Source organism: Phycisphaerales bacterium (assembly GCA_040221175.1).
GTDB lineage: Bacteria > Planctomycetota > Phycisphaerae > Phycisphaerales > UBA1924 > JAHCJI01.
This window is the reverse complement of the sequence record JAVJVK010000007.1, coordinates 64,370-85,026: the sequence shown is the minus strand read 5'-3', so window position 1 is coordinate 85,026 and position 20,657 is coordinate 64,370. Positions and strand designations below refer to the sequence as shown.

The window sequence follows — 20,657 nt, the reverse complement described above, 5'->3', positions numbered from 1 at the left end:
TGGAAGAACGAGGGAGAAGCAACCGATGAGTCATTCGCATATTCGCATGGTGTCCGCCGCCGCGTCCCTTCTCGCGGTGACGGGCCTGGCCTGTGCGCAGTCGGCCCTGGTGTGGGAGAACGAGTCGGCCGGCGCGGCCCAGACCGACATCGCCGAGGATGCCTGCACGGCCCTGGGCCTGGCCGTGACGCTGATCGACGGCAACGACCAGGCGGGTTTCCGTACCCAACTCGCCGCGGGCGGCTGGGACGTGGTCGTGGTCAACAACCCGCTGAGCACCTTCGATGCCGACACCATCACGGCGATGCGCAACTGGGTGAACGACGGCGGTCGCCTGCACGTGTCGTACTGGAACGGCGACGACCTGCTGACGGGCGACATCTTCGGCTTCACGGCCGCCGTCGACTACTTCGCGCCCAAGAACAAGATCGACATCGGCGACGCGTCGTGGGGTGGCGTGGGCAACCTCACCGCCGATGCCGCCGACCCGTACTACTTTGACAACGGCGACGACCTGACGCTGGCCAGCGGTTATCGCGCGGGCCTGAACAGCGCCGGTGGGACGATCGCCACGTCGGTGGGTGGCAAGACAATCTACAACGCGTGGGACTACGCGTCCATGACCAGCCTGACGCGCACCCGCAACGGCGTGCGCAACCAGATCGCCCACCTGCTGGGCTACGACAGCGGCAATCTGGTCTTCACCGAGGCCCGCGCCGGCGCCCGGTGGGAGCTCGATGCGGCCGATGCCGCCTTCGGCGAGGGGCGGTACCGCCTCATCGTGGCCGATAAGGCCGAACTCGAGGACGCGGTCCGCAGCGGCAACTACGGCTGCATCGTGATCCACGAGCCGGCCAACGGGTTTGCGGGAAGCTTCGAGACGGCCATCGCCAGCGCCGTTTCGCGTGGCGCCAAGGTGCACTTCTCGTACTGGAACCTGGATGCTTCGCCCTCGCTGCAGTCGACCTTCGACGTGGCCAGCACGGTGGACTTCTTCGCGCCCAAGCCCGTCTACAACAGCAGCGGCCACGCCTCGTGGAGCGTGGCGACCAGCCCGGTGACCGTCGCCGGCGATGAATGGAACGACAACGGCGATGACCTGACCGCCGCCGCGGGCGCCCAGGTGGTGTCGCGATTCAACAGCGTCGTGGGTCGCGGGGCCACGGTCATCGGCGGCCGCGGCCAGCGCACGCTGCTCAACGGCTTCGAGTACGAGTCGATGACCGCCAGCGAAGTTGCCGACCTCATCGAGGCCCAGATCGTCTGGCTGTGCAACCCCGGCTGCATCCAGTTCGAGGACCGCGATGCGGGCGACCGCATCAGCACCCAGTACACGGGCGTGCGGTTCAGCGTCGGCTCGGGCGCCCCCGCCTCGGTGTCGGACTATCTCAGCTACTTCGGCACCAAGTCGCTGGTGAACGCGACCGACGGCGGCGATCAGGGCGATCGCAACGAAACCCTCGAGATGCGGTTCTCGCCGGCCATCGACTCGATCGAGCTGGACTTCCACAGCGGCGGATCGCCCAGCACCGGGTTCGAGTTCCCCATCCGCTTCTATCGCGGGGCCGCCCTGGTGCGGACCGAGGGGCTGCTCGAGAACGGCGGCGCGTGGCGGCGTGACATCCAGTTCGACAACCTCAACGGCGTGACGCGGATCGAGATCGATTCGTCCTCGCCCACGTGGCTGTTTAGCATCGACAACATCTGCTTCGAGACGCTGTGCCGGGCCGATTTCGATGGCGACGGCCAGCTCACCATCTTCGACTTCCTGGCCTTCCAGAACGCCTTCGACAGCGGCGACTTGCGTGCCGACTTCGACGGCGACGGCGTGCTGACGCTGTTCGACTTCCTGGCCTTCCAGAACGAGTTTGATGCGGGCTGCCCGTAACTGTTCCTGAATCGCCATACCCCTTGGCACCGCCCCCGCACGCTCCTGCGTGCGGGGGTGTTGCTTCATGGGCACGTGGAACATGACTGCTCGAACGGCGAGCAAACGGGTCAGCGGTTGAATGCCGCGGCCAGTCGCTCGCGCGCTTCGGGCGTGGCCAGTACGGAGGCGCTCAGGTCGGCGCCGCGTGCCGCCAGACGATCGTCTCCCGAGCCATCGATCTCGGTCAGCAGCGTCTTTGTCGCGGCGATAGCGCTCGGGCCGCCGGCGGCTAATCGATCTGCGACGCGCTGACACGCGGCATCGAGCGTGTCGCGATCTTCCGCCAGTTCATCGACGATGCCTGCCTCGTGGGCTTGCGTGCCGTTCATGAGCCCGCCGCGGAGCAGGATGGCCCGCGCCCTGCCCGCCCCGATCTTTCGGACCAGCACGGGCGCCACGACGGCGGGGCACACGCCCAGGTCGACCTCCGGAAAGCCCAGCTTCGCGTCGGCGTGGCTCAGCACGACGTCGCACGCGCACGCCAGTCCGCATCCGCCCCCAATGGCGGCCCCGTTCACCTTGGCCAGGACGACCATGGGCAGGTTGCGCAGGCGGGTGGTCAGCCTCGCGATGCCGTGCAGGAGCTTGGGCGGTGCGTTCTCGTCGCCCAGCACGCTCTTGAGATCCATGCCCGCGCAGAAGCTCTTCCCCGCGCCGGTCAGAACCAGCACGTGCGGATCCTTCGGCAATTCGTCGAGCCGGGCGTGCAGCGCGTCCAGCAGCGGCAGCGACATCGCGTTACGCGCGTCGGGGCGGTTCATGGTCAGCGTGGCGATGGCGCCATCGATATCAAGGGTGGCCAGGTCGGTCATCGGGTCATCTCTTTTCGAGGGCGGCCGCCAGCAGGCGGTGGGATTCGTCGTTGCCCACGAGCGACAGGGAGGTGTCCAGGCCCTGAGACGCGTCGGCGGGAGACAGTTCGTTCAGCCAATGCTTCGTGTCGGCCAGGGCGTGCGCGGGCTTGGCGCACCAGTGCTCGGCCTGCTCCATGGCGCGCGCCGCCGGCTCGTCGTGCAACTCGTGCACTAGGCCGATGCGGTGGGCCCGGCGGGCATCAATCAATCCGGGGTCCAGCATCAATCGCCGTGCCTGTCCGGGCGCGACGGCAATGAACGGAGCGCTCACGGCGGGAGAAATGCCCAGCCGCGTGACCGGATAGCCCAGCTTCGCGTCGGGATGGGCGATCACGACGTCGCCGCCGCCGAGCAGGGCGCAACCACCGGCGATCGCAGCGCCCTGCACGCCGATGACGACCGGGATCGGCAGGGCGCGCATGGCCGCCACGCATCTCGACAGGTCCGTCAGCAGGCTCCGCAGGTTGGCCTCGCCCTGCTGGCCCACGCACAGGTCCAGGTCGAAGCCCGCGCAGAACACCCTGCCCTCGCCCAGCAAGAGCAAGGCGCGTGCATCGCCCGCACGCTCGATGTGCCCGGCCAGGTCGGCCAGCATCGCCGGCGTAAGCGCGTTGCGTCGATCGGGCCGAGACAGGATCAGCCGTTCGACGTCGCCGATGCGTTCGCGTGCGATCATGCCGAGGCTCCGGTGCGTGCGCGGGCGATGAGTTCTTCGGCCAGTTGCCCGGCTTCTGCCAGTGTGCCTCGCACGACGCCCGTTGTCAGGCCCTCGTCTTCAACGACCTGCACGAGCGTGGCGGTGGCGATGTTTCCCGGCGCCCGCTTGCCGGGGGTCGAGGCATACGGGCACCCGCCCAGACCACCGACCGCGCCGTCGAACGATCGCACGCCGGCGCGAAGGCCCGCCCGCACGCAGTCTGCCGCCCGCCCGAAGGTGTCGTGCAGGTGCAGGTTGAGGCGTGTCGTGTCGATGTGCGCCAGTGCTTCGATCCGCTCACCGATATCGCCGGGCGCGGCCTGACCGATGGTGTCGGCGATGGACACCTCGTCGACCTTGAGCTTTTCGACGAATCGCGTGGCGACGCGGACCACGGCGTCAACGCCGATGGTGCCCTCGAACGGACACGCAAACGCACAGCTGACGTACCCACGCAATTCAAGCGCGTGCTCACGGGCCGCTGCGGCGACGGGCGCAAAACGTTCGAAGGTCTCGGCGATGGACGCGTTGGTGTTCTTCTGGCTGAAGGTCTCGCTTGCCGCCGTGAACAGGCACACCTTATCGATGGCGCGCCGGCCCGTGGCCCTGATGGCCTTCTCGTTCGCTTCCAGCAAGCGCTCCATGCCCCTCATGTTTGGAACGAGGGCGCTGAAGGTGGTCTGCTCGGGCAGGTCTCCGGCGAGCATCTCGAGCAATTCCGTGGCATCGCCGAGTTGCGGAATCCACTTCGGGCTGACGAAACTCGTCAACTCGATTTCGGGGAGCCCGGCCGCGATCAGAGTGCGAACAAGCGCGGCCTTGTCGGCCGTTGCCACCCGGCCCGCCTCGTTCTGGAGGCCGTCGCGCGGCCCGACTTCGACGATGCGAACCTGGTCTGGGGAGGTCTGCTGGGCCATGGCGGCATCATAAACCACCATACCACGCGTGCAAGCATGATGGGAAACCCCCTGTTATGGCGGGAACATCGGACGCGCTAGCGTTGTTTCGCTCGTCTCCTGCTGCCCGAAGCGTGTCGGGTCGCTGCCGGTCCGGCCGTTTTCAGCCGCCCGTTCCACCCGTTTCAGAAGATCAACGCCTGTCAATGTGCGGGCCCAACGTGGAGGATCTCAGCCATGCCGTGTTTCTGCAATCGCTCTCGCTCTTCGACGACCATTCAACTCGGCGGTGCCATGGTCATCATGGCCGGTGCGCTGGTTACGTCCAATGGCATGGTCAACGCCAGCCAGGACGGAACCATGGGCCAGCAGGCGACCCAGCAGGACTACACGCTCGAGACGCTGCTCTCGCGCGACCTGACCTATGCCTCGCCGGGCAACGAGCGCTACGACGAGGCCTGGGCGAAGATCCAGAGCCAGCTCGGCAAGCCCGCCCCCAGCTTCCAGGTTGGCGAGTGGCAGGCCCTGGACGACGATTTCAAGGGCGGCGACATCAAGTCGATGCGCGGCGAGATCGTCGTGATCGACTTCTGGGGCACCTGGTGCCCGCCCTGCCGCGCGGCCATGCCCAAGAACACCGAGATGGCCCAGAAGTACGCCGAGAAGGACGTGCGATTCGTGGGCATCTGCAACACCCGCGGCAGCGACAAGATGATGGAGACCGCCGAGGCCAACAACGGCCTGTTCGCCATGGCCGCCGACCAGGACGACAAGACCAAGGACGCGTACGGCGTGCAGTGGTGGCCCTATTACGTCATCGTTGATCGCGAGGGCATCGTTCGCGCCGCCGGCGTTCGCAGCGACAAGATTTCGACGGTCGTCGATCGCCTGCTCGTGCTCCAGCCGCCCAAGGACAAGCAGGAAGGCGAGATGGCGCCGCGCACCCGCAACCGCTGAGTCTTCCAGTCTCGCAGGAGTTCGTCAAACGCCCGCGCACCGCGGGCGTTTGTCATGCGCTGGCCACGGGCGAATCGAGCGCCGCCAGCATGGCCCGGGCGATCTCGATGGGCACCGGCGCGTGCAATGGCTGTAGTCCCGCGATGGGCTCGCCCTCGGGTAGGTCGGGGTGGAGGCCATCGATGCGCGTTCGGTCTGCGATCACCCCCACGCCCATCGAGAGGGCATAGGCAACCAGCCCGGGGCTGGCGTGCTCGTACACACCCGGCCCATAGACCGCGAGCGCCAGACGCACGCGCGCCAGTCGCTGTGGGAGTCCGTCGTGGTCGAGCATGACGCGCGCATGGCTGGCTTCGGGCAGCCGCGCCACGCGACGGGCCGCCGCGCAACCGATCGGCAGGATCAGGTCCATCGGGCCATGGGCCGCCGCCGCCAGCGCCGTGGCCCGCCAGGCCAGCGTGGCGGAGCCGGAGGCCGCCGGATCGGCCAGCAGCGCCACGCGAATCGGTGCGTCGGGGCCTCGCTCCCGTGCTTCACCCAAGGGCAGGCGAGCCGGAGACAACGCAGCACGCATGACGCGGGAAGCCAGCGGGGCCAGGGCGCCCTCTTCGCCGTGAGGGCTTCGCACGCGCTCGGGGTTGGCCGCGTCCGGATCGGGTCGGTGCGGGTCGGCCTCGAGCAACGGCGCCAGGTCGCCCCGGCCGGGTCCGAAGCCGGTCAGCCGCGCGACCCGGGCGGCGAAGGCGCTCCACGCCACGCACGCATCGAAACGAACGCCGCTGCGGCGCACCACCTTGCGCAGGACGTTGGCGGTCGCATGCGGCGTGCCGAATGGCACCGGCACGCGCGCCACCGGGCCAGCACCCAGCGACGCGACCCGGCGCTGCACGGCCGGCGGCCCCAGGGCGACCACCGCGTGCGCATCGGCGGGGGCGTGCGAGTCCTCGGCATCCAGCATGGCGGCGCACGCCAGGGCGCTCAGGTCGCCGCCGCGTTCGAGCTGGTCCAGCCTGGGCCCGCCCTCGGGCGGGGGCATGCCCGGGTGGTCGGCCTCGACCAGGTGCAGCAGCCTGTAAGGGGTTCGGGCCATCGACACATGATTGGCCCCTTCAGCTGCCCGCGCGGGCGCTGAACGTCTTCTCGACGGTGTAGAACAGCTCGGCCATGGCCCGGCCGGTGTACTGGGCCAGTTCTTCCATGGCGGTGCGCTGCTCGGGGCCGCTGGAGGGCACGAAGTCCGGCCGCACCCGCATGGTCACGTCCAGCTCGTACCCGCTGGCCGGCTCGTCGGGCCAGGCCTTCTCGTTCGTCGAGACGTCGATCACCTTCACCCGCAGCTGGGCGTTGGGGCGATACTCGCCCGTCGATGCGGCCAGGCTGAAGCCCTCCACCCGCGCCCAGACGATCTGCTCGGCCCCGATGGCCCGGCCGATCTCGGTCAGGCTCATGCGCTCCTGGGCGCTGTCGCGCTGGAGCACGGCCATCGTGTCGCGCGCGTCGATCACTTCGCGGATCTTGGCTCGCTCGGCCAGGTTCTCCTGGACCGAGGCGAGCATCACGCGGCGATAGCCCAGCGAGGGCACCAGGCTGTCGGGGTCATCGATGACGACCGCCACGCTCCGGTTGCGGTCCAGGCGATACTCGGCGGGCACCTTGGGCGGGCCGTGCACCAGCACGGCAATGGGCGCCACGATGTTGCACCCGGCGCTCAGCAGCGCCAGCAGGGTCAGGCAGAACAGTGGAAGCACACGCATCGGGCTAGTACTCCTGGTACTCGGGGTACCGCTCCTTGTGGTCGTAGAAGAACCAGGAGGCGCGATTGGCGAAGCGGCGCAGCAGTTCGAGCGCAACCGCGTTGGCAGACAAGTCGTCGATGGTCGTGTTCGGCTGGTCCGGATACGTCACGTTGACGTACTGCTCCAGGCGCACGTCGTCTTCCAGGTAGCTGTCGGCCTCGATCACCAGCAGGTTGCCCGCGGCCTGGCCATTCCAGACGTACTCGTTGCCCGGCTCGGCCAGGCGGAACTCGTCGAGCTGGATGATGACCAAGCGCTCGACGCCGAAGCGGGCCGCGATCTCGTCGAAGGTGCGGTCCAGCAGGCCCGGCTCGTTGTACAGCACGCGCTGCACCTCGGCGGCCGGCACCACGCTCTGAACGCCCGCGTTGGCTTCCAGCCGGGCGATGATCTCGGTCAGGATGGCCCCGACCACCTGGGGCGCGGTCATGTAGATCTCGCGCGACGCGTCGACCACGACCGCAACCCGCTCGCCTTCCAGGCCGTCGTAGACGCCCTCGACGGTGATGGTGCCCGTGCGTCGCCGTTCGGCCTCGAGGGCGCCGAAGAAGCCCACGATGTTGCATCCGGCGGCCGCCATGCACGCCAGCAGCAGCGTGATGATGGCGGTGGATCGGATGGCGGCGGATCCGGTCATGCGACCTCCGGTCTGGCTGGAGAAGTCTGAGTCAAGAAGCTGAACCAAGGCGGAACGGGGCGACGGCTCGGGGGCGGCCACTGCCCTCACCCACGCTCGAAGACGACCATCTTGTACGCCCATGCGGCCAACAGGATGCCGCCAATGAGCCACCACGTGCGGCCCCGGAAGATCCTGGCGCTCTGCCGCACCGTCTCGGCACCCGTGATCGCCCCGTGCAGCCCGCACCAGAAGGCGATCGCCGCGACCACGGAGAATATCGCCCCGGCCGGCTGCACGAGGAACGAGCCGATCAGGTCGCCGTGGGCCGCGTGGGTCACCGCCGTGGTCATCCCGCACGTGGGGCACGGGGCGTCGAAGGCGACCACCCACGAGCAACTGGGAAGCCCCAGCCGCGTGTGGGTGCCGTGGCCCTCGGCGGCCGGGGTCAGCGCCGCGCCCACCGCCAACGGCGCCGCCGCCACCAGGGCCACGATCGCCCCCAGCAGCCGCGGCCCCACCGTCCGCGGCTCCTCGGGCGGCGGGCTGGTGGGGGGCTGGTCGGCCCCGCTGCGCAGGGGGGTGTGTTGGTCCTGTTCGGCCACGAGCGAATCGTAGGGATTCGCGGCCCTCGGCGGCCCGGCCGCGGGCGTGCATCCCCCCCAATGGCAAGCGGGGCGAGCCCACGCGGCCCGCCCCCGGAGAGGTCCCGGGTTTCGTGCTCGAACGCGTCCCGCTCAGGCCACGCCGGTGGTCGGAGCGCCCTCGGCCTTCCTGGCCACCGGGCCGCCCTGGCTGCCCTGGGTGCCGAAGTTGGCCTGGGCGACCGAGCTCCACCCGCTGGCCTGGCCGTTGCTCAGGCGGGCCCGCACGCGGTAGGTCGCCCGACGCACGCCCACGGGCACGGCCTCGTCCAGGTACTGCTTCTGGCTGGTGAAGTCGACGACGACCCACGGGCCCTCGACGCCATCCAGGTCGGTAATCATCCGCTGGACGATGTACTGGGCGCCGCCGCCCGAGGTAATATCCCACTCGAAGAGCACCGAGCCGTCGCTCTTGGTCACCGTCTCGCCCACGGTGGGCACGGGCGGCGCCGGGCGCGGGCCGCCCTTCTTGGGTTCGGCAAAGCCCGCCCGGGCCCACACGCCCGGGTCGTCGGTGGCCTTGCCGTAGCCATCGATGATGCCCATGTAACTTCCAAGCAGGCGGAGCATATCGTTATATGCTTCTTCCTTTTCCTGGCTGGCCCGCTCGGCGGCCTCGATGGCCGCGACCTGCAAAGCAAGTTTTTCCTCGACCAGCGTTACCGCGGCGTCGAAGGTGTCGGCCTGGAGCTGGGTGAGCCCGATGTCGGGGACCCCCGCCTGTCCGCCCTTCCACGTGTCGGCCCGAGCACGGCTCCAGGGGATGAGGTCGCCCTGGCGGCTCGGATAGCGTGTTGATGTCGGCATGACTGAATCTCCAAAACGTGTGTCCCGGCGCCCGCCCCGCGTGCCTCTGCGGGGCCGACCAACGCCGGCACCCAGGTTTTCGGGCGGTTCGCAGGGCCACTCCAGTCCGAGTTGATGGATCGGGCGAAGAATTTCTGGGTCGTGCCGGGCCGAAGGGCGAAAAACCGGCCTGCGAAGCCGGTTTTCTGGATCCATGGGTTCCAGAGATTTTCGTGCCCGGCGCCCCCCGATTCAGGGGCAGCCGGCCTGGAATGCGTCCTGGAACGCCAGGAAGTCGAAGATCGTCAGCTCGCCGTCGCCGTCGAAGTCGGCCTCGCTCCTCCCGTCCTGGAAGAGGTTGGCGAATACGAGGAAGTCGAAGATGGTGAGGGTGCCGTCGAGGTCGAGGTCGGGCTTGCAGAGCAGGCAGGCGAGGTCGTAGATGTCGGCCACGCCCTGGTCGTAGCCCATGTGAGCCGTATCCCGACCGCCGACCACCAACTGCTCGCTTGCTAAGTCAAGCGCCACACCATAGCCGGTACCAACGGCGCCCTGGAGGGTCACTTCGTCCACGTGCTGCCACGTGCTTTCGCTGGTACGTCGGTACAAGTGGACCGTCCCTCGCCCATCACCACCGGAGTACTCGCCGGTGGCGCCAATAGCGAGGAGGTCACCGTGTATCGCGATCGAGCCACCGAAAAACGCTCCATCCTCCGGTTCCGGCGCCTGCAACTCCTGCTTCATCTGCCATCCATCGTCGGTTCTCTCATAGACGTAGACCGCACCGAATACCTCACGGCCGATCTGCGCTCCCGCCGCCCCAACGACCAGCGTGTCGCCTATGAGCGCGAGCGAGGATCCCAACCTCGGCCCAACCGACGCGGCGGGCGGTTCGAGCCTCTGGACGAATTGCGGGTTGCCTTCGGTGTCCCACTCGTAGACATATACCGCGCCGTTGTGGATGCCCGTGATTGGTTCGGTAGGAGCACCGACTACGAAGAAACGCCCGTCCATGGTCAATGCCGCACCAAAGCCGCTCCCCGTCACTCCGCTTGGCACAACCATTGGATCGTCGTGCACCCACATTCCGGGCTCAACCTCTCGAAATAGCAATGCGGCACCGTTTGGATTGCACATCGCCGCCCGATCGCCGAAGAGGGTGACGCAGTAGCCCCAGTATCGCCACCGCGCGTCGTCGAATGACTCGATCCGCCCACTCTCGCTCCAACGCTCGCCATTGAACTCGTACACGATCCCCCCGCCCCAGGCTTCCACGCCCAGGCTCCCCGTCAGGAAGCGATCCCCATCGAGGGAAATGGCCCCGCCGCTGGCGCCGGGCACCGTGTGGTTGAACGTCCAGTCCCCGTCGCCGCCCTTGCGATACGTATAGACCTTGTCCGCGAAGCGATCGACGACCAAGAGGTGCTCGTCGTTAATGGCAACCGCCACGCCGAATTCGAGCGGCCTGGGCTCGAAATCGGGCCAGAACCGCTGGGGCTCGCATTGGGCCATGGCTCGGGACGAGGCGGTCAGCGCGAAGGCCGCGAGGACAAGCAAAGCAGCGATTTTCATATCCCAGTATTGTGGCCGGAAGCCGCCACGGATGCAAGCGGATCTGCCCTACCCCAACAAATCCTTCTCAATCCAGTGCAGATTGCCGTGCTTTACGCCATGCTTTCTGGTAGCTTGATACTCGGTCCGGAAACACCAGGCATGAGGAGAACGAACGATGGATGTTCGAAAGGGTATCGGTGCGGCTATCGGTGCGGCGAGTCTGCTGCTGGCGTGTGGTCTCGCGTGTGGACAGCCCGTCCAGGACGTGGCCCGCACGGTCAACAACACTGAGGAGTTCGGCTTCAAGCCCACCGACACGGGCATTTCGGTGGGCGAGCACGCCATCGTCATCACGAGCAACCACGGCGTGATCCTGTACGACAAGGCGGGCAACCGTCTCGACCGCCGACCGCTGGACGACCCGGCGAATCCGTTCCCGTTCTTCCGGGTGGCCGACGGGACGATCACGCCGCCCGAGATCGCGATCAGCCGATGGTTCGACCCACGTAGCGACTACGACCCGACGCACAACCGCCAGTGGATGACCTACAGCGAAACGAACGCAGATCCCCAGACGACCAATGACGACGATATCTCGGCGTTCCACGTCGCGGTCGCGAAGCACCCATCCGAGTTTCCACCGCTCGAACCCACCCTCGATACGTTCGACCCAACACACTGGTGGTACTTTACCGGTAGAAATGATCTGGATCCTACCACGCCTATCGGTAACGCAGGCGCGGCGTTCGACATGGCATTTCAGAACATGAAGCGCTACCTTGACCCGCCGTCCGCTACACTTGAGTTTCACAAGCCATTTCCACCGACGGGGACCGTGTTTCCACCGCAGCGGAGCGCGTTGTTCGACCTTCCGATCATCGCCACCGACGAGCAAGCGATGTACGTTACCGCGTTCGGCACAGACAACGATGGCAGTGTGTCGTTCGCTTTCCAGAATATCTTCATCATCCCGATCGAGTTCAACGACGGAATTCCGCGGTCGATGCGCGACGGCGACAGGCCGGGCGAGGGCCTGATCACAAGTTTGCGGCTCCGCGATCTGCCCGCCGATCCAACGGTGATTGAGTACGAGCCCGACTTTCACCGCCGCCACTACCCGGTGCAGGAGCCCTTCGGCCAGGTCGACAACTGCCAGTTGTTCGTGTCGGTCGCGATCGGCGAGGAGGCGGGCGAGCAGGACGCCGTGCGTCTGGCCGGCCTCTGGTTTGACGAGAACGCCCAGCCGGACCCGCGGTGGTACTACACCCAGCACATCGAGGACGACAGTATGACGACGCAGGAGTACCCACTGCTCGATGTCGGCGTGGGTGCGGGGCTTGAATTCTTCTACGCCAACGACAATTACGAACCCGAAACTCCCGATGGCTCTTTCAATCCGCGGGCGGGCGGTGCTTTTATCTCGTCGGCCGTGCTCACGAAAGACACGCAAGGAAATGACCGCGTGTTCGTGACGCACGCCGTGGCACCGTCTGACGGCGCCAGCACGCCCAAGCCCGAAGACGGATACGCAGTGCAGTGGTATGTGATCGACCCGAACCTTTCGAACTTCCGCGTAATCCAGAGTCCCCCGGTCTGGAATCCGCAGCTCGTCGCGAGCGGCCGAATCGAGACTAACGGCACGACCACCGGCGACTGCCTGTATCCCTCGATCGGCGTGACGCGGCAGGGCGTGGCGTACATCGAGTACACCTTCACCAGTCAGCAGACCTGGCCGCAGATCCGTCGCGTCAGGCTCAACAGCTCGTACACGGCACCGGTGAGCAACGTACTTGTCCAGGCGGGTCCGGTCAACTACAGCTACGAGGATGAAGCTACTGCGCCGATGGGAGATCCCAACGACGCGTGGGCGGACTTCAGCGACATGCAACACGACCCGTTCTTGTGCAAGTTCTGGTCCGTCCACACGCTGGTGCACGACCCGGGCGTGCCCTCGGGCACGGTTGACGTGGGCGAGCAGCGCGACATTTGGCTCTTCGAGAATCGCTACACCACCTTCTGCTTCACCCCCGACATGAACGGCAACGGCATGGTCGAGTCCGAAGACGCCACGCTGTACAACAACTACTACGCCCGCCAGGACGAGCGGGCCGACGCGGACGCCAGCGGCGAGGTGGACGTCCTCGACATGGCCATCTTCCTGGACGCCTTCACCGCCGGCGTGCCCTGAGGCCCCGCGAGCCGGGTTGCGGCCGGAGGCGGCCGGGGACGTTCGACGCCATCCGGCGCGCGACGCCTCCAACGCGGCGACGGGGCCGAAGGCCTTCCATCCCACGTTGCCGCTCACCCACGGCCCGCTTGCGCGGGCCGTTTCTCGTGGCCGCCGACGGGGGGGTTGGGCCCGCCCACCCCTCCGCGCCCGCGGCCTGAGCGTTTGGCGGCCGAGCCGGGACGCTCCGAGCCCGCCCCCGGACGCTCGGCCCCAAGGTCCGGATGCTCGGAGCCCGGCCGCGGACCTCCCAGGCCCATCGCCGCGACGCCCGAACCCGGCCCCGGAACGCCTGGGCCCGGCCCAGGAACGCCCGACCTCGAACCCGGAGCGCCCGGGCCCGGCCCCGGCGTACCCGGGCCCGCCCCCGGAATTCCCAGGTCCGTTCCCGGCGTTCCCGGCTCCGGTCCCGGAACTCCCAACTCCGAGTCGGGAAACGCGCTGGCACCGCCCCGGCCGCCCGTACGGCCCGCCAGCACGGTTTTTCAGGGTTTTCACGGTCGGGTTCTGATCAGAATGGGCCGGGGGCCAGCGATCGGGCGATGTTTGGATTTCGATCGCGGGGATTTCACGTGCGCCCCCCGCACCCACCCGCAAAACTTTCAGTCATTTTTGAAATCAATGCTGGACTCCGGGCCCGTCCCGGGCGATACTGACCGCATGGACCCCGCCCCGACCCCCACCCCCACCCCCAACCCCACGCCCGCGTCCGCGCCCGGCGAGCAGCCCGCGCCCGAGGCGGCCGCGCGCGAGGCCCAGGACGCCTTCGTGGCCGCGTGGGGGCAGATGGCCGGGGCATGGGGCATCAGCCGCACCATGGCCGAGGCCCACGCGCTGCTGTTCATCACCGGGCAGGCCATGAACACCGACGAGGTCATGGAACGCCTGCAGATCTCGCGCGGCAACGCGTCGATGTCGCTGCGGGCCCTGCTCGAATGGGGCATCGTCAGCAAGGCCCACAAGCGCGGCGACCGCAAGGAGTACTTCCAGGCTGAGCAGGACGTGTGGGCCATGTTCCGCGCCATCGTGCGCGAGCGATTGAAACGGGAAGTCGAGCCCCTGATCGCCCAGCTCCACGAGATCCGCGACCAGACCGGCGTGAAGCAGGCAGCCCGGGCCGGCGCCGGCAAGGCCCTGGCCGCCGAGGTGCGGGCCCAGAACGCCCGCCTGGAGGAACTGCTCGACTTCCTGGCAACCGTGGACCAGCTGGGCCAGCGCTTCGCCAGCCCCCAGGGACGCGGCCTGCGCGTGGCGGCCAGGATGCTGGCGAAGGTGACCTGACGCCATGACCACTACGCACACCAGCACCGGCCTGGAGCGCCGCGTCCGCGGCGAGGCGTCCACGCGCACGGCGTGCCTGCGGCTGCGGTGGGCCGTCGCGCCGTCCGCGTTCGGGCTGGCCGGCCGCGCGCCGGCCGAGCTGGTGCTCGAGCTTCACGGCGGGCGTGGGCCGCTCGTCATGCTCAACGGCACGCCCCTGGACGCCGCCCGCGACTGGGCGGCGGGAGCGCCAGAGCGCGGGCCGGAGCGCAGCTGGGACCGTTTCGATGTTCGTCGCGTGGGCAGTGGCGCGGGCCAAGGCCTCCTGATCATCGACGCGGCCCCGCACGCCATCGCGATCCTCGACGGCGGCCAGGCCGCCCGCCCGCTGCACGTGGCCTGCGACCTGCCCAGGGCGCTGGGCCTGCGGGGCGGCCGGTACGAGCTGATCGATGGCCAGCTGAGCGCCTAGCCGCTGGTTCCGGCCGGGCCGCGCTCAGCAGCCGGCATCGAACGCGTTCTGGAACGCCAGGAAGTCGAAGATCGTCAGCGATCCGTCGCCGTCGAAGTCGGCGCGCGGGTCGCCCGAGTCGAACAGGTTCTGGAATCGCAGGAAGTCGAACAGCGTCAGCACGCCGTCGCCGTCCAGGTCGGCGGCGCACGGGGCCGGCAGGTCGATGCTTCCCTCGTCCATGAGCACCGGCGGGCTCTTGCCCAGTTGCTCCCACTGCTCGAACATCACCTGCCCCGCATCGTTGGTGGCGTTCTCGTCGCGCAGGAACTCGATGTACGCGCGTGACGCCGTCTGGTAGTAGACCGACACCTCGGCGCGCGCGGCCCGCGGCGGGATGGCGTATCGCGTGTCGTCCCAGTACTGCCCATCGTCGTAGTGGTAGCCGACCGGTTGGGCCTGCACGGCCTCGAACCCGGCCTGCGTGAATCCGCGCGGCGGGATGCGGTTGTCCTTGTACCAGACGTTGCTGACGGCAAAGTGGAAGCTGGGTCCCGTCGGGATGCCGGTGACGGCCGACACGTCTTCGTCCACCCCGATCTTGCCCTCGTAGACCTTCGTGTCGCCCTCGCTGAGCGTGGCCGACGCCTCGTCGTAGGCGCCCCGTCGGCGTCCAGGAACCGGACGTTGATCCACATGCGCCGACCTTCGGGATAGCCGGTCGGCAGCTTGTGCCCGGTCTGGTTGATGATCCGGACGAGAACGTCCGAGCCGTCGACCGAGAGTTCCATGTCCGAGGCCAGCGCGAGCATGTCCCGGGCGCGTCCGATCGAGGCCGCCACGCTCGCGTCGCTCAGGCCCGTCTCGCTGTCGGGGTAGAGGTTGCGGACGGCCTGGAGGATCCACGTGCTCCCGCCGTTGAACAGGTGCGTGGGCAGGTCGGGGCGGATCTCGCCCTGCTTGGCGCCCTTGCCGACGACGTCGGGCATGTGGCAGTCCTGGCAGCTGCTGACGGCGATCTTCACGCCGCCGAAGCGCCCGCCCATGTCGATGGGGCCGCGGGCGAAGTCGCTTGCCGTCCATTCGCTGAAGGTGCGTTCGAGGGGAAACTGATCGTACTTGTCGTGCGTCGGGTGCGGTTGGTCGAGCTCGCCCAGGACGTATCGACCGTCGGGCTGACGCTCGTAGGCGGGATTCGACACGTCGTGGCACGCGGCGCAGTTGTTCGAGGTCGCGTGGTAGGGCGATTGCAGCCAGTCGTGCCGGCTGAAGCCGCCCAGATCGAACGGGCCGCGTCGCCGGTCGAGCGGATCGATCACGAAGTGTCCGCTGTGCTCGCTCATGGGCGGATGGGTCAGGCCCGCGAGGATGTCGGCGTCCACGGCCGGACTCACGCCGGGCTTGTAGTGCGGGTCCACCATGCGATGGCACATGTTGCAGTTCACGCCGTCGAAGTCTTCGGCGATCAGCGCCGAGCCATCGGTCGGGGTGCTGCGGCCGGCAAGCCAGCCGCCGGGCGTGTGGCATCGCAGGCACATGTCGCCCGCAAAGGCCGCGTCCTGCTCGGCGATGGCCAGCGCGGCCCACAACATCGGATCGCGAGCGGACTGGGCCATCATGCTCGCCGCCCATGGCTCATAGGGCTCGTGCAGGGCGTCGTATCCACCATGGCATGAATCGCAACGCGTCGAGTGCTCCACCGGATGGATCAGTCCACCCGGCTGCGTTCCGGGACCGAAGAAGTCTCCCAGCGTCGTGGGCACGCGGCTGGCGGCGACCAGGGTGGCAAACAGCGCAATGCCGATAGCGCCCGCCCAGTATGCCTCGGGCCGGCGCGTCATCGAACGAGTCATCGTAAATTCCCCCTTACGTAGCAACTGGATGTCTATATAAATTGTACTTTGCGACGCACGCATGTCCATGCGAACATCTTGCAGACGTTCGCATGAGCATGAACTTGCATTCGCGTGTTGGAAGGGGCGCGCAGGACAAGCCTGGCTGCGGTCAGGGCTGCGGTCAGGGGTGCTGTCAGCAGCCGGTATCGAACGCGTTCTGGAACGCCAGGAAATCGAAGATCGTCAGCGATCCGTCGCCGTCGAAGTCGGCGCGCGCGTCGCCGCCATCGAACAGGTTCTGGAAGGCCAGGAAGTCGAAGATCGTCAGGGCGCCATCGCCGTCCATGTCGGCGCGGCACGCGAGGCCACCCTCCACGAGCACGAAGGCGCGCGGCTGCCCGGATGGGCTCGTGCCGTTGCCCACGATGATGCCCTCGTCGTTGATGTCCTGCGACAGGTTCAATTGCCACCCGTCGCCCGATTCATCGACGAGGTCCTCGAGCAGTTGCGCCCCGGCATCCGCGGTCCAGATGAAGGCCCCCAGCGACGAAGAGCCCACGGCAAGCCCGTCGGCGTTGATGCGGACCAGGTCCGACCGAATCCCCGGGCCCAGCGCCTCGCCGGCGTCGATGGGCTCGCCCGATGCGTTCCACACGGCGGCCCGAGAGACCGAGCCCAGGCGTGCGAAGCCGACGATGAGGCCCGAGGCATGGCGGTCAACGGCCGCGTCCAACCCACCGGCGTCCGGATCGAGACGATCGAGCAACCTGCCGGGCCCGGAAGCCGGCCACTCGATGGCGCGCTCGGTGCCGGTGGCATCCGGGTGGAATCGCGATGCGCCAAGGACGCGACCGTCGGGGTCCAGCCGCAGCGCGGTGGCCGGCTGGCCCCAGGTATCCACCGGACGCGGTGAGCCCCCGCCCAGCGGCCACACGATGGGCAGCGGCGGCTCGCCCACTTGCATCAGCACGTCCCCCGATCCATTCACGCTGACGGGCTGGACCGGAACGCACGCCGACGGGCCCGCCGGCACGAGCCCGCCAGCGGCGGTCCACAGGAACGCCCCCCGCTGGCCGCAGTCCCGGTCGCTGACGCCCACGACCAGGCCGTTGGCCACGGAGATCGCCTCGCTATTGGCGCCGCCATCGAGCGTGCCGAGCAGTTGCGGCGGCGAGTCGAACGACGCCCAGAGCACGGCGATTCGGCCGGTAGGCAGGTTGGCCGAGCCCACGATCGTCCCATCGGCATCGATCGCGGTGACCACCGTGTCGGTGGCCCCTGCCGGGGGTTCGAGCGTGTGAACGGCGTACTGGGCGAGGGCCGGCTGGGCGGTCGCGAACGCGATGATGGCAAGGAGCGATCTGGTCATGCCCAGAACATACCCGAAGTCCGGCCGGATCACGACCCAAACTTCGACCAAAAGACGTCCAATAACCATTCAATTTCCACTTTTTTTGTCTCGGGGGCTGGCATTTCCTGATTCTGTGAATCGAGATCGGCATTAGACTGGTGGCAGAGGAGAGACGTGCGGTCGCTGGGGCCGCACGCACACCCCGCGGGATTCTCTTGGGGAGTAGAGACACGATGCATACCACACGCATTCTGGCGGTTGTCGCCGCAGCCGGGGCAGCAACCCTGGCCCATGGGCAGGTCGTCAGCTTCAGCGGCGATATGGCGGCGAGCAGCGAGCAGACCGGAGCCATGTTCTCCGGCAGCCTCGAGTACACCTATCTGGGCGGCAACGACGGCCGGCTGAGCATTGACGTCACGAACGACTCGCCCCTGGCGGTCGGTGGCTTCATGACCGGCCTGGTCTTCAGGGCCTCGGGCGACAACGACCCGCTGGCCACCCTGCTGGCTTCGGCCGACCCCGTATCGTTCCTGGATCTGGGCTCGTTTCATGCCAGTCCGTTTGGGCAGTTCGACGGCGGTGCCGCCGTCGGTGCCAACTGGCTTGGCGGTGGCGATCCCTCCGTCGGTCTTGGCATCGGGGAAAGCGGCCGATTCATCTTCGAGATCAGTTCGGCCGACGCCGGGAGCCTGACCTCGAACGACTTCATCGGCTCGGTCGATAGCCCCGGCATGGTGATGCGTTTCCGCGGGCTCGAAGGCGGCCTGTCCGACAAGGTGCCCGTGTTTGTTCCGGCGCCCTCGGCCTTGGCATTGCTCGGCATGGGTGGCCTGCTGGCGATCCGTCGCCGCCGCTGATACCGGCACCCCCGAGTCGAATCAACCCAGCGTTCATCATCGCCGGAGGCAACCATGCCTTCGGCGATGTGCGTTGCTGCGCTGAGTCGGCCGCGACCGCTTGTGGCGGCGCACGAAAAAGCCCGCCGATTCGGCGGGCCTGCGTGGTCTCAGGAAAGCTTGACGCCCTTAGACGCCTGCGGCGGCCGGCTCGGCCTTCTTGCCGCTCTTCTGCTTGCGGACCCAGTCGCCGCTGAAGTTCTTGAGCGCTTCTTCGAGTTCCTTGTTGATCTCGTCGGTGAGCTTGCGCTCGGTGTCGAGCTTGTCCCACAGCGGCTTGTAGCTGGTCTGGAAGGCCTCGAGCAGGTCCTTCTCGAACTGGCGGACGTCTTCCAGGGCGACCTCGTCGAGGTAGCCACGCGTGCCGGCGAAGATCGAGATGACCTGGTCGACCACGTGGAAGGGCGTGAACTCGGGCTGCTTGAGCAGCTCGACCATGCGGGCGCCGCGGTCGAGCTGGTTCTGCGTGGCCTTGTCCAGCTCGGTGCCGAGCTGCGCGAAGGCCTCGAGCTCGCGGTAGGCGGCCAGGTCCAGTCGCAGCGAGCCGGCGATCTTCTTCATCGCGCCGATCTGGGCGGCGCCGCCCACGCGGCTCACGGAGATACCGACGTTGATGGCCGGGCGAACACCACTGAAGAACAGTTCCGGCTCGAGATAGATCTGCCCGTCGGTGATCGAGATCACGTTGGTGGGGATGTACGCCGACACGTCGCCTTCCTGGGTCTCGATGATCGGCAGGGCCGTCAGCGAGCCGCCGCCGTTCTCGTCGCTCAGCTTGGTGGCGCGCTCCAGCAGGCGGCTGTGCAGGTAGAACACGTCGCCGGGGTAGGCCTCGCGGCCGGGCGGGCGACGCAGGAGCAGCGAGAGCTGGCGGTACGCCACGGCCTGCTTGCTCAGGTCGTCGTAGACAAGCAACGCGTGCTTGGGCGTCTTGCCTTCCTTGCCCTGCCACATGAAGTACTCGCCCATCGCGCAGCCCGAGTAGGGCGCGACGTACTGCATGGGGGCCGGGTCGCTGCTGGCCGCGTTGACGACGATGGTGTAGTCCATCGCGCCGTGCTTCTTGAGCTTCTCGACCACGCCGGCGACGGTGGATTCCTTCTGGCCGACGGCGACGTAGATGCACACCACCGCGTCTTCGGTGCCCCAGTACTGCTTCTGGTTGATGATGGCGTCGATGCAGACGGCGGTCTTGCCGGTCTTGCGGTCGCCGATGACCAGCTCGCGCTGGCCGCGGCCCACGGGGATCATCGCGTCGACGGCCTTGACGCCGAACTGCAGCGGCTCGCTCACCGGCTGGCGGTCGGCGATGCCCGGTGCGATGATGTCGACCTTGCGGTACTCGGCGGCCTCGATCGCCGGGCCATCATCAAGAGGACGCCCCAGCGGGTCGACCACGCGGCCCAGCAGGCCCTCGCCCACGGGCACCTCGAGCAGGCGGCTGGTGCTCTTGACCAGGTCGCCCTCCTTGACCTTCAGATAGTCGCCGTAGATGACGGCGCCCACGGTGTCCATCTCCAGGTTCATGACCTGGCCCATGACGGCGCCGCCCTCGCTCTGGAACTCGAGCAGCTCGCCGGCCATGGCGTTGGCCAGGCCGTAGACGCGGGCGATGCCGTCGCCGACCTCGACCACGCGGCCGACCTCGGAGACCTCGAGCTCGTTGGCGTACTGCTCGAGCTCGGTACGGATGACGCTGGCGATCTCGTCGGTTCGGATCTTCACGGCGGGCTGTCCCTTTATAGAAAGAGGCGACGCACGGGCTTCCGGCCACCACCGCCGGGCCCATGAGAGTTTGGTGCCAAGGGTAGCGGCGCTGGGCCCGGTTGTCTCGGCCGGAGGCAGGCTTGCACGCGGGGGTGGTGGGCGTCCGGGCGGGGGGTGGAGGGTGGGGGTGGGGGGTGGTC

General features: G+C 67.8%; 19 protein-coding genes. 7 read left to right on the top strand and 12 right to left on the bottom strand.

The window, feature by feature from the left end; genetic code table 11:
- Positions 1-25 precede the first annotated feature (25 nt).
- Positions 26-1,888, top strand: coding sequence for a GC-type dockerin domain-anchored protein (locus RIE32_07965; GenBank protein ID MEQ9096181.1), 1,863 nt, complete (start codon positions 26-28; stop codon positions 1,886-1,888).
- Positions 1,889-1,998: 110 nt separating this feature from the next.
- Here RIE32_07965 and RIE32_07960 read toward each other — a convergent pair whose 3' ends face one another.
- From RIE32_07960 to RIE32_07950, 3 genes are read right to left on the bottom strand one after another with little or no spacing between them, the layout of a single operon-like run.
- Positions 1,999-2,742, bottom strand: a complete 744-nt coding sequence (locus RIE32_07960) for an enoyl-CoA hydratase/isomerase family protein (GenBank protein MEQ9096180.1) — start codon at positions 2,740-2,742, stop codon at positions 1,999-2,001.
- Between the two features lie 4 nt (positions 2,743-2,746).
- Positions 2,747-3,460, bottom strand: coding sequence for an enoyl-CoA hydratase/isomerase family protein (locus tag RIE32_07955; GenBank protein ID MEQ9096179.1), 714 nt, complete (start codon positions 3,458-3,460; stop codon positions 2,747-2,749).
- Positions 3,457-4,398, bottom strand: coding sequence for a hydroxymethylglutaryl-CoA lyase (locus RIE32_07950; protein ID MEQ9096178.1), 942 nt, complete (start codon positions 4,396-4,398; stop codon positions 3,457-3,459). The genes RIE32_07955 and RIE32_07950 overlap by 4 nt, the downstream gene beginning before the upstream one ends.
- Positions 4,399-4,680: 282 nt before the next feature.
- Here RIE32_07950 and RIE32_07945 point away from each other — a divergent pair, with 282 nt between their 5' ends.
- The gene (locus RIE32_07945) at positions 4,681-5,334 is read left to right on the top strand and encodes a TlpA disulfide reductase family protein (protein MEQ9096177.1); all 654 of its coding nucleotides are present in this window, start codon (positions 4,681-4,683) and stop codon (positions 5,332-5,334) included.
- Positions 5,335-5,386: 52 nt separating this feature from the next.
- On the opposite strand, the gene RIE32_07940 is transcribed toward RIE32_07945, so the two are convergent.
- The 6 genes from RIE32_07940 to RIE32_07915 form a co-directional block, all read right to left on the bottom strand.
- The gene (locus RIE32_07940; protein MEQ9096176.1) at positions 5,387-6,424 is read right to left on the bottom strand and encodes a hypothetical protein; all 1,038 of its coding nucleotides are present in this window, start codon (positions 6,422-6,424) and stop codon (positions 5,387-5,389) included.
- A 19-nt stretch (positions 6,425-6,443) separates the two neighbouring features.
- Complete coding sequence (locus RIE32_07935) at positions 6,444-7,088, bottom strand: hypothetical protein (protein MEQ9096175.1); 645 nt, start codon at positions 7,086-7,088, stop codon at positions 6,444-6,446.
- Positions 7,089-7,092: 4 nt separating this feature from the next.
- A complete protein-coding gene (locus RIE32_07930; GenBank protein MEQ9096174.1) occupies positions 7,093-7,767 on the bottom strand; it encodes a hypothetical protein in 675 nt (224 codons plus the stop codon).
- 86 nt (positions 7,768-7,853) lie between these two features.
- The gene (locus RIE32_07925; protein MEQ9096173.1) at positions 7,854-8,351 is read right to left on the bottom strand and encodes a DUF2752 domain-containing protein; all 498 of its coding nucleotides are present in this window, start codon (positions 8,349-8,351) and stop codon (positions 7,854-7,856) included.
- Between the two features lie 132 nt (positions 8,352-8,483).
- Positions 8,484-9,197 carry a hypothetical protein gene (locus tag RIE32_07920; GenBank protein MEQ9096172.1) on the bottom strand — a complete coding sequence of 238 codons (714 nt, stop codon included), beginning with the start codon at positions 9,195-9,197 and terminating at the stop codon, positions 8,484-8,486.
- A 231-nt stretch (positions 9,198-9,428) separates the two neighbouring features.
- Positions 9,429-10,748: a GC-type dockerin domain-anchored protein gene (locus tag RIE32_07915; GenBank protein MEQ9096171.1), complete on the bottom strand. Its 1,320-nt coding sequence runs from the start codon at positions 10,746-10,748 to the stop codon at positions 9,429-9,431.
- A gap of 157 nt (positions 10,749-10,905) precedes the next feature.
- On the opposite strand from RIE32_07915, the gene RIE32_07910 reads away from it, so the two are divergent.
- The 3 genes from RIE32_07910 to RIE32_07900 all read left to right on the top strand — a co-directional run bounded on the left by RIE32_07910 (position 10,906) and on the right by RIE32_07900 (position 14,689).
- The gene (locus tag RIE32_07910) at positions 10,906-12,918 is read left to right on the top strand and encodes a hypothetical protein (GenBank protein ID MEQ9096170.1); all 2,013 of its coding nucleotides are present in this window, start codon (positions 10,906-10,908) and stop codon (positions 12,916-12,918) included.
- A gap of 699 nt (positions 12,919-13,617) precedes the next feature.
- Positions 13,618-14,238, top strand: coding sequence for a hypothetical protein (locus tag RIE32_07905; protein ID MEQ9096169.1), 621 nt, complete (start codon positions 13,618-13,620; stop codon positions 14,236-14,238).
- A gap of 4 nt (positions 14,239-14,242) precedes the next feature.
- Complete coding sequence (locus tag RIE32_07900) at positions 14,243-14,689, top strand: hypothetical protein (GenBank protein ID MEQ9096168.1); 447 nt, start codon at positions 14,243-14,245, stop codon at positions 14,687-14,689.
- Between the two features lie 24 nt (positions 14,690-14,713).
- Here the strand turns inward: RIE32_07900 and RIE32_07895 are convergent, their stop codons facing one another.
- Entirely contained in the window at positions 14,714-15,364 is a 651-nt protein-coding gene (locus RIE32_07895; protein MEQ9096167.1) for a GC-type dockerin domain-anchored protein, read from the bottom strand.
- 230 nt (positions 15,365-15,594) lie between these two features.
- On the opposite strand from RIE32_07895, the gene RIE32_07890 reads away from it, so the two are divergent.
- On the top strand, positions 15,595-16,344 hold the full coding sequence (locus RIE32_07890; protein ID MEQ9096166.1) for a hypothetical protein: 750 nt from the start codon (positions 15,595-15,597) through the stop codon (positions 16,342-16,344).
- Positions 16,345-16,696: 352 nt separating this feature from the next.
- On the opposite strand, the gene RIE32_07885 is transcribed toward RIE32_07890, so the two are convergent.
- The gene (locus tag RIE32_07885; GenBank protein MEQ9096165.1) at positions 16,697-17,872 is read right to left on the bottom strand and encodes a GC-type dockerin domain-anchored protein; all 1,176 of its coding nucleotides are present in this window, start codon (positions 17,870-17,872) and stop codon (positions 16,697-16,699) included.
- Between the two features lie 215 nt (positions 17,873-18,087).
- On the opposite strand from RIE32_07885, the gene RIE32_07880 reads away from it, so the two are divergent.
- Positions 18,088-18,711 carry a PEP-CTERM sorting domain-containing protein gene (locus RIE32_07880; GenBank protein MEQ9096164.1) on the top strand — a complete coding sequence of 208 codons (624 nt, stop codon included), beginning with the start codon at positions 18,088-18,090 and terminating at the stop codon, positions 18,709-18,711.
- Between the two features lie 168 nt (positions 18,712-18,879).
- Here RIE32_07880 and atpA read toward each other — a convergent pair whose 3' ends face one another.
- On the bottom strand, positions 18,880-20,475 hold the full coding sequence (gene atpA, locus RIE32_07875; protein ID MEQ9096163.1) for a F0F1 ATP synthase subunit alpha: 1,596 nt from the start codon (positions 20,473-20,475) through the stop codon (positions 18,880-18,882).
- Positions 20,476-20,657 lie beyond the last annotated feature (182 nt).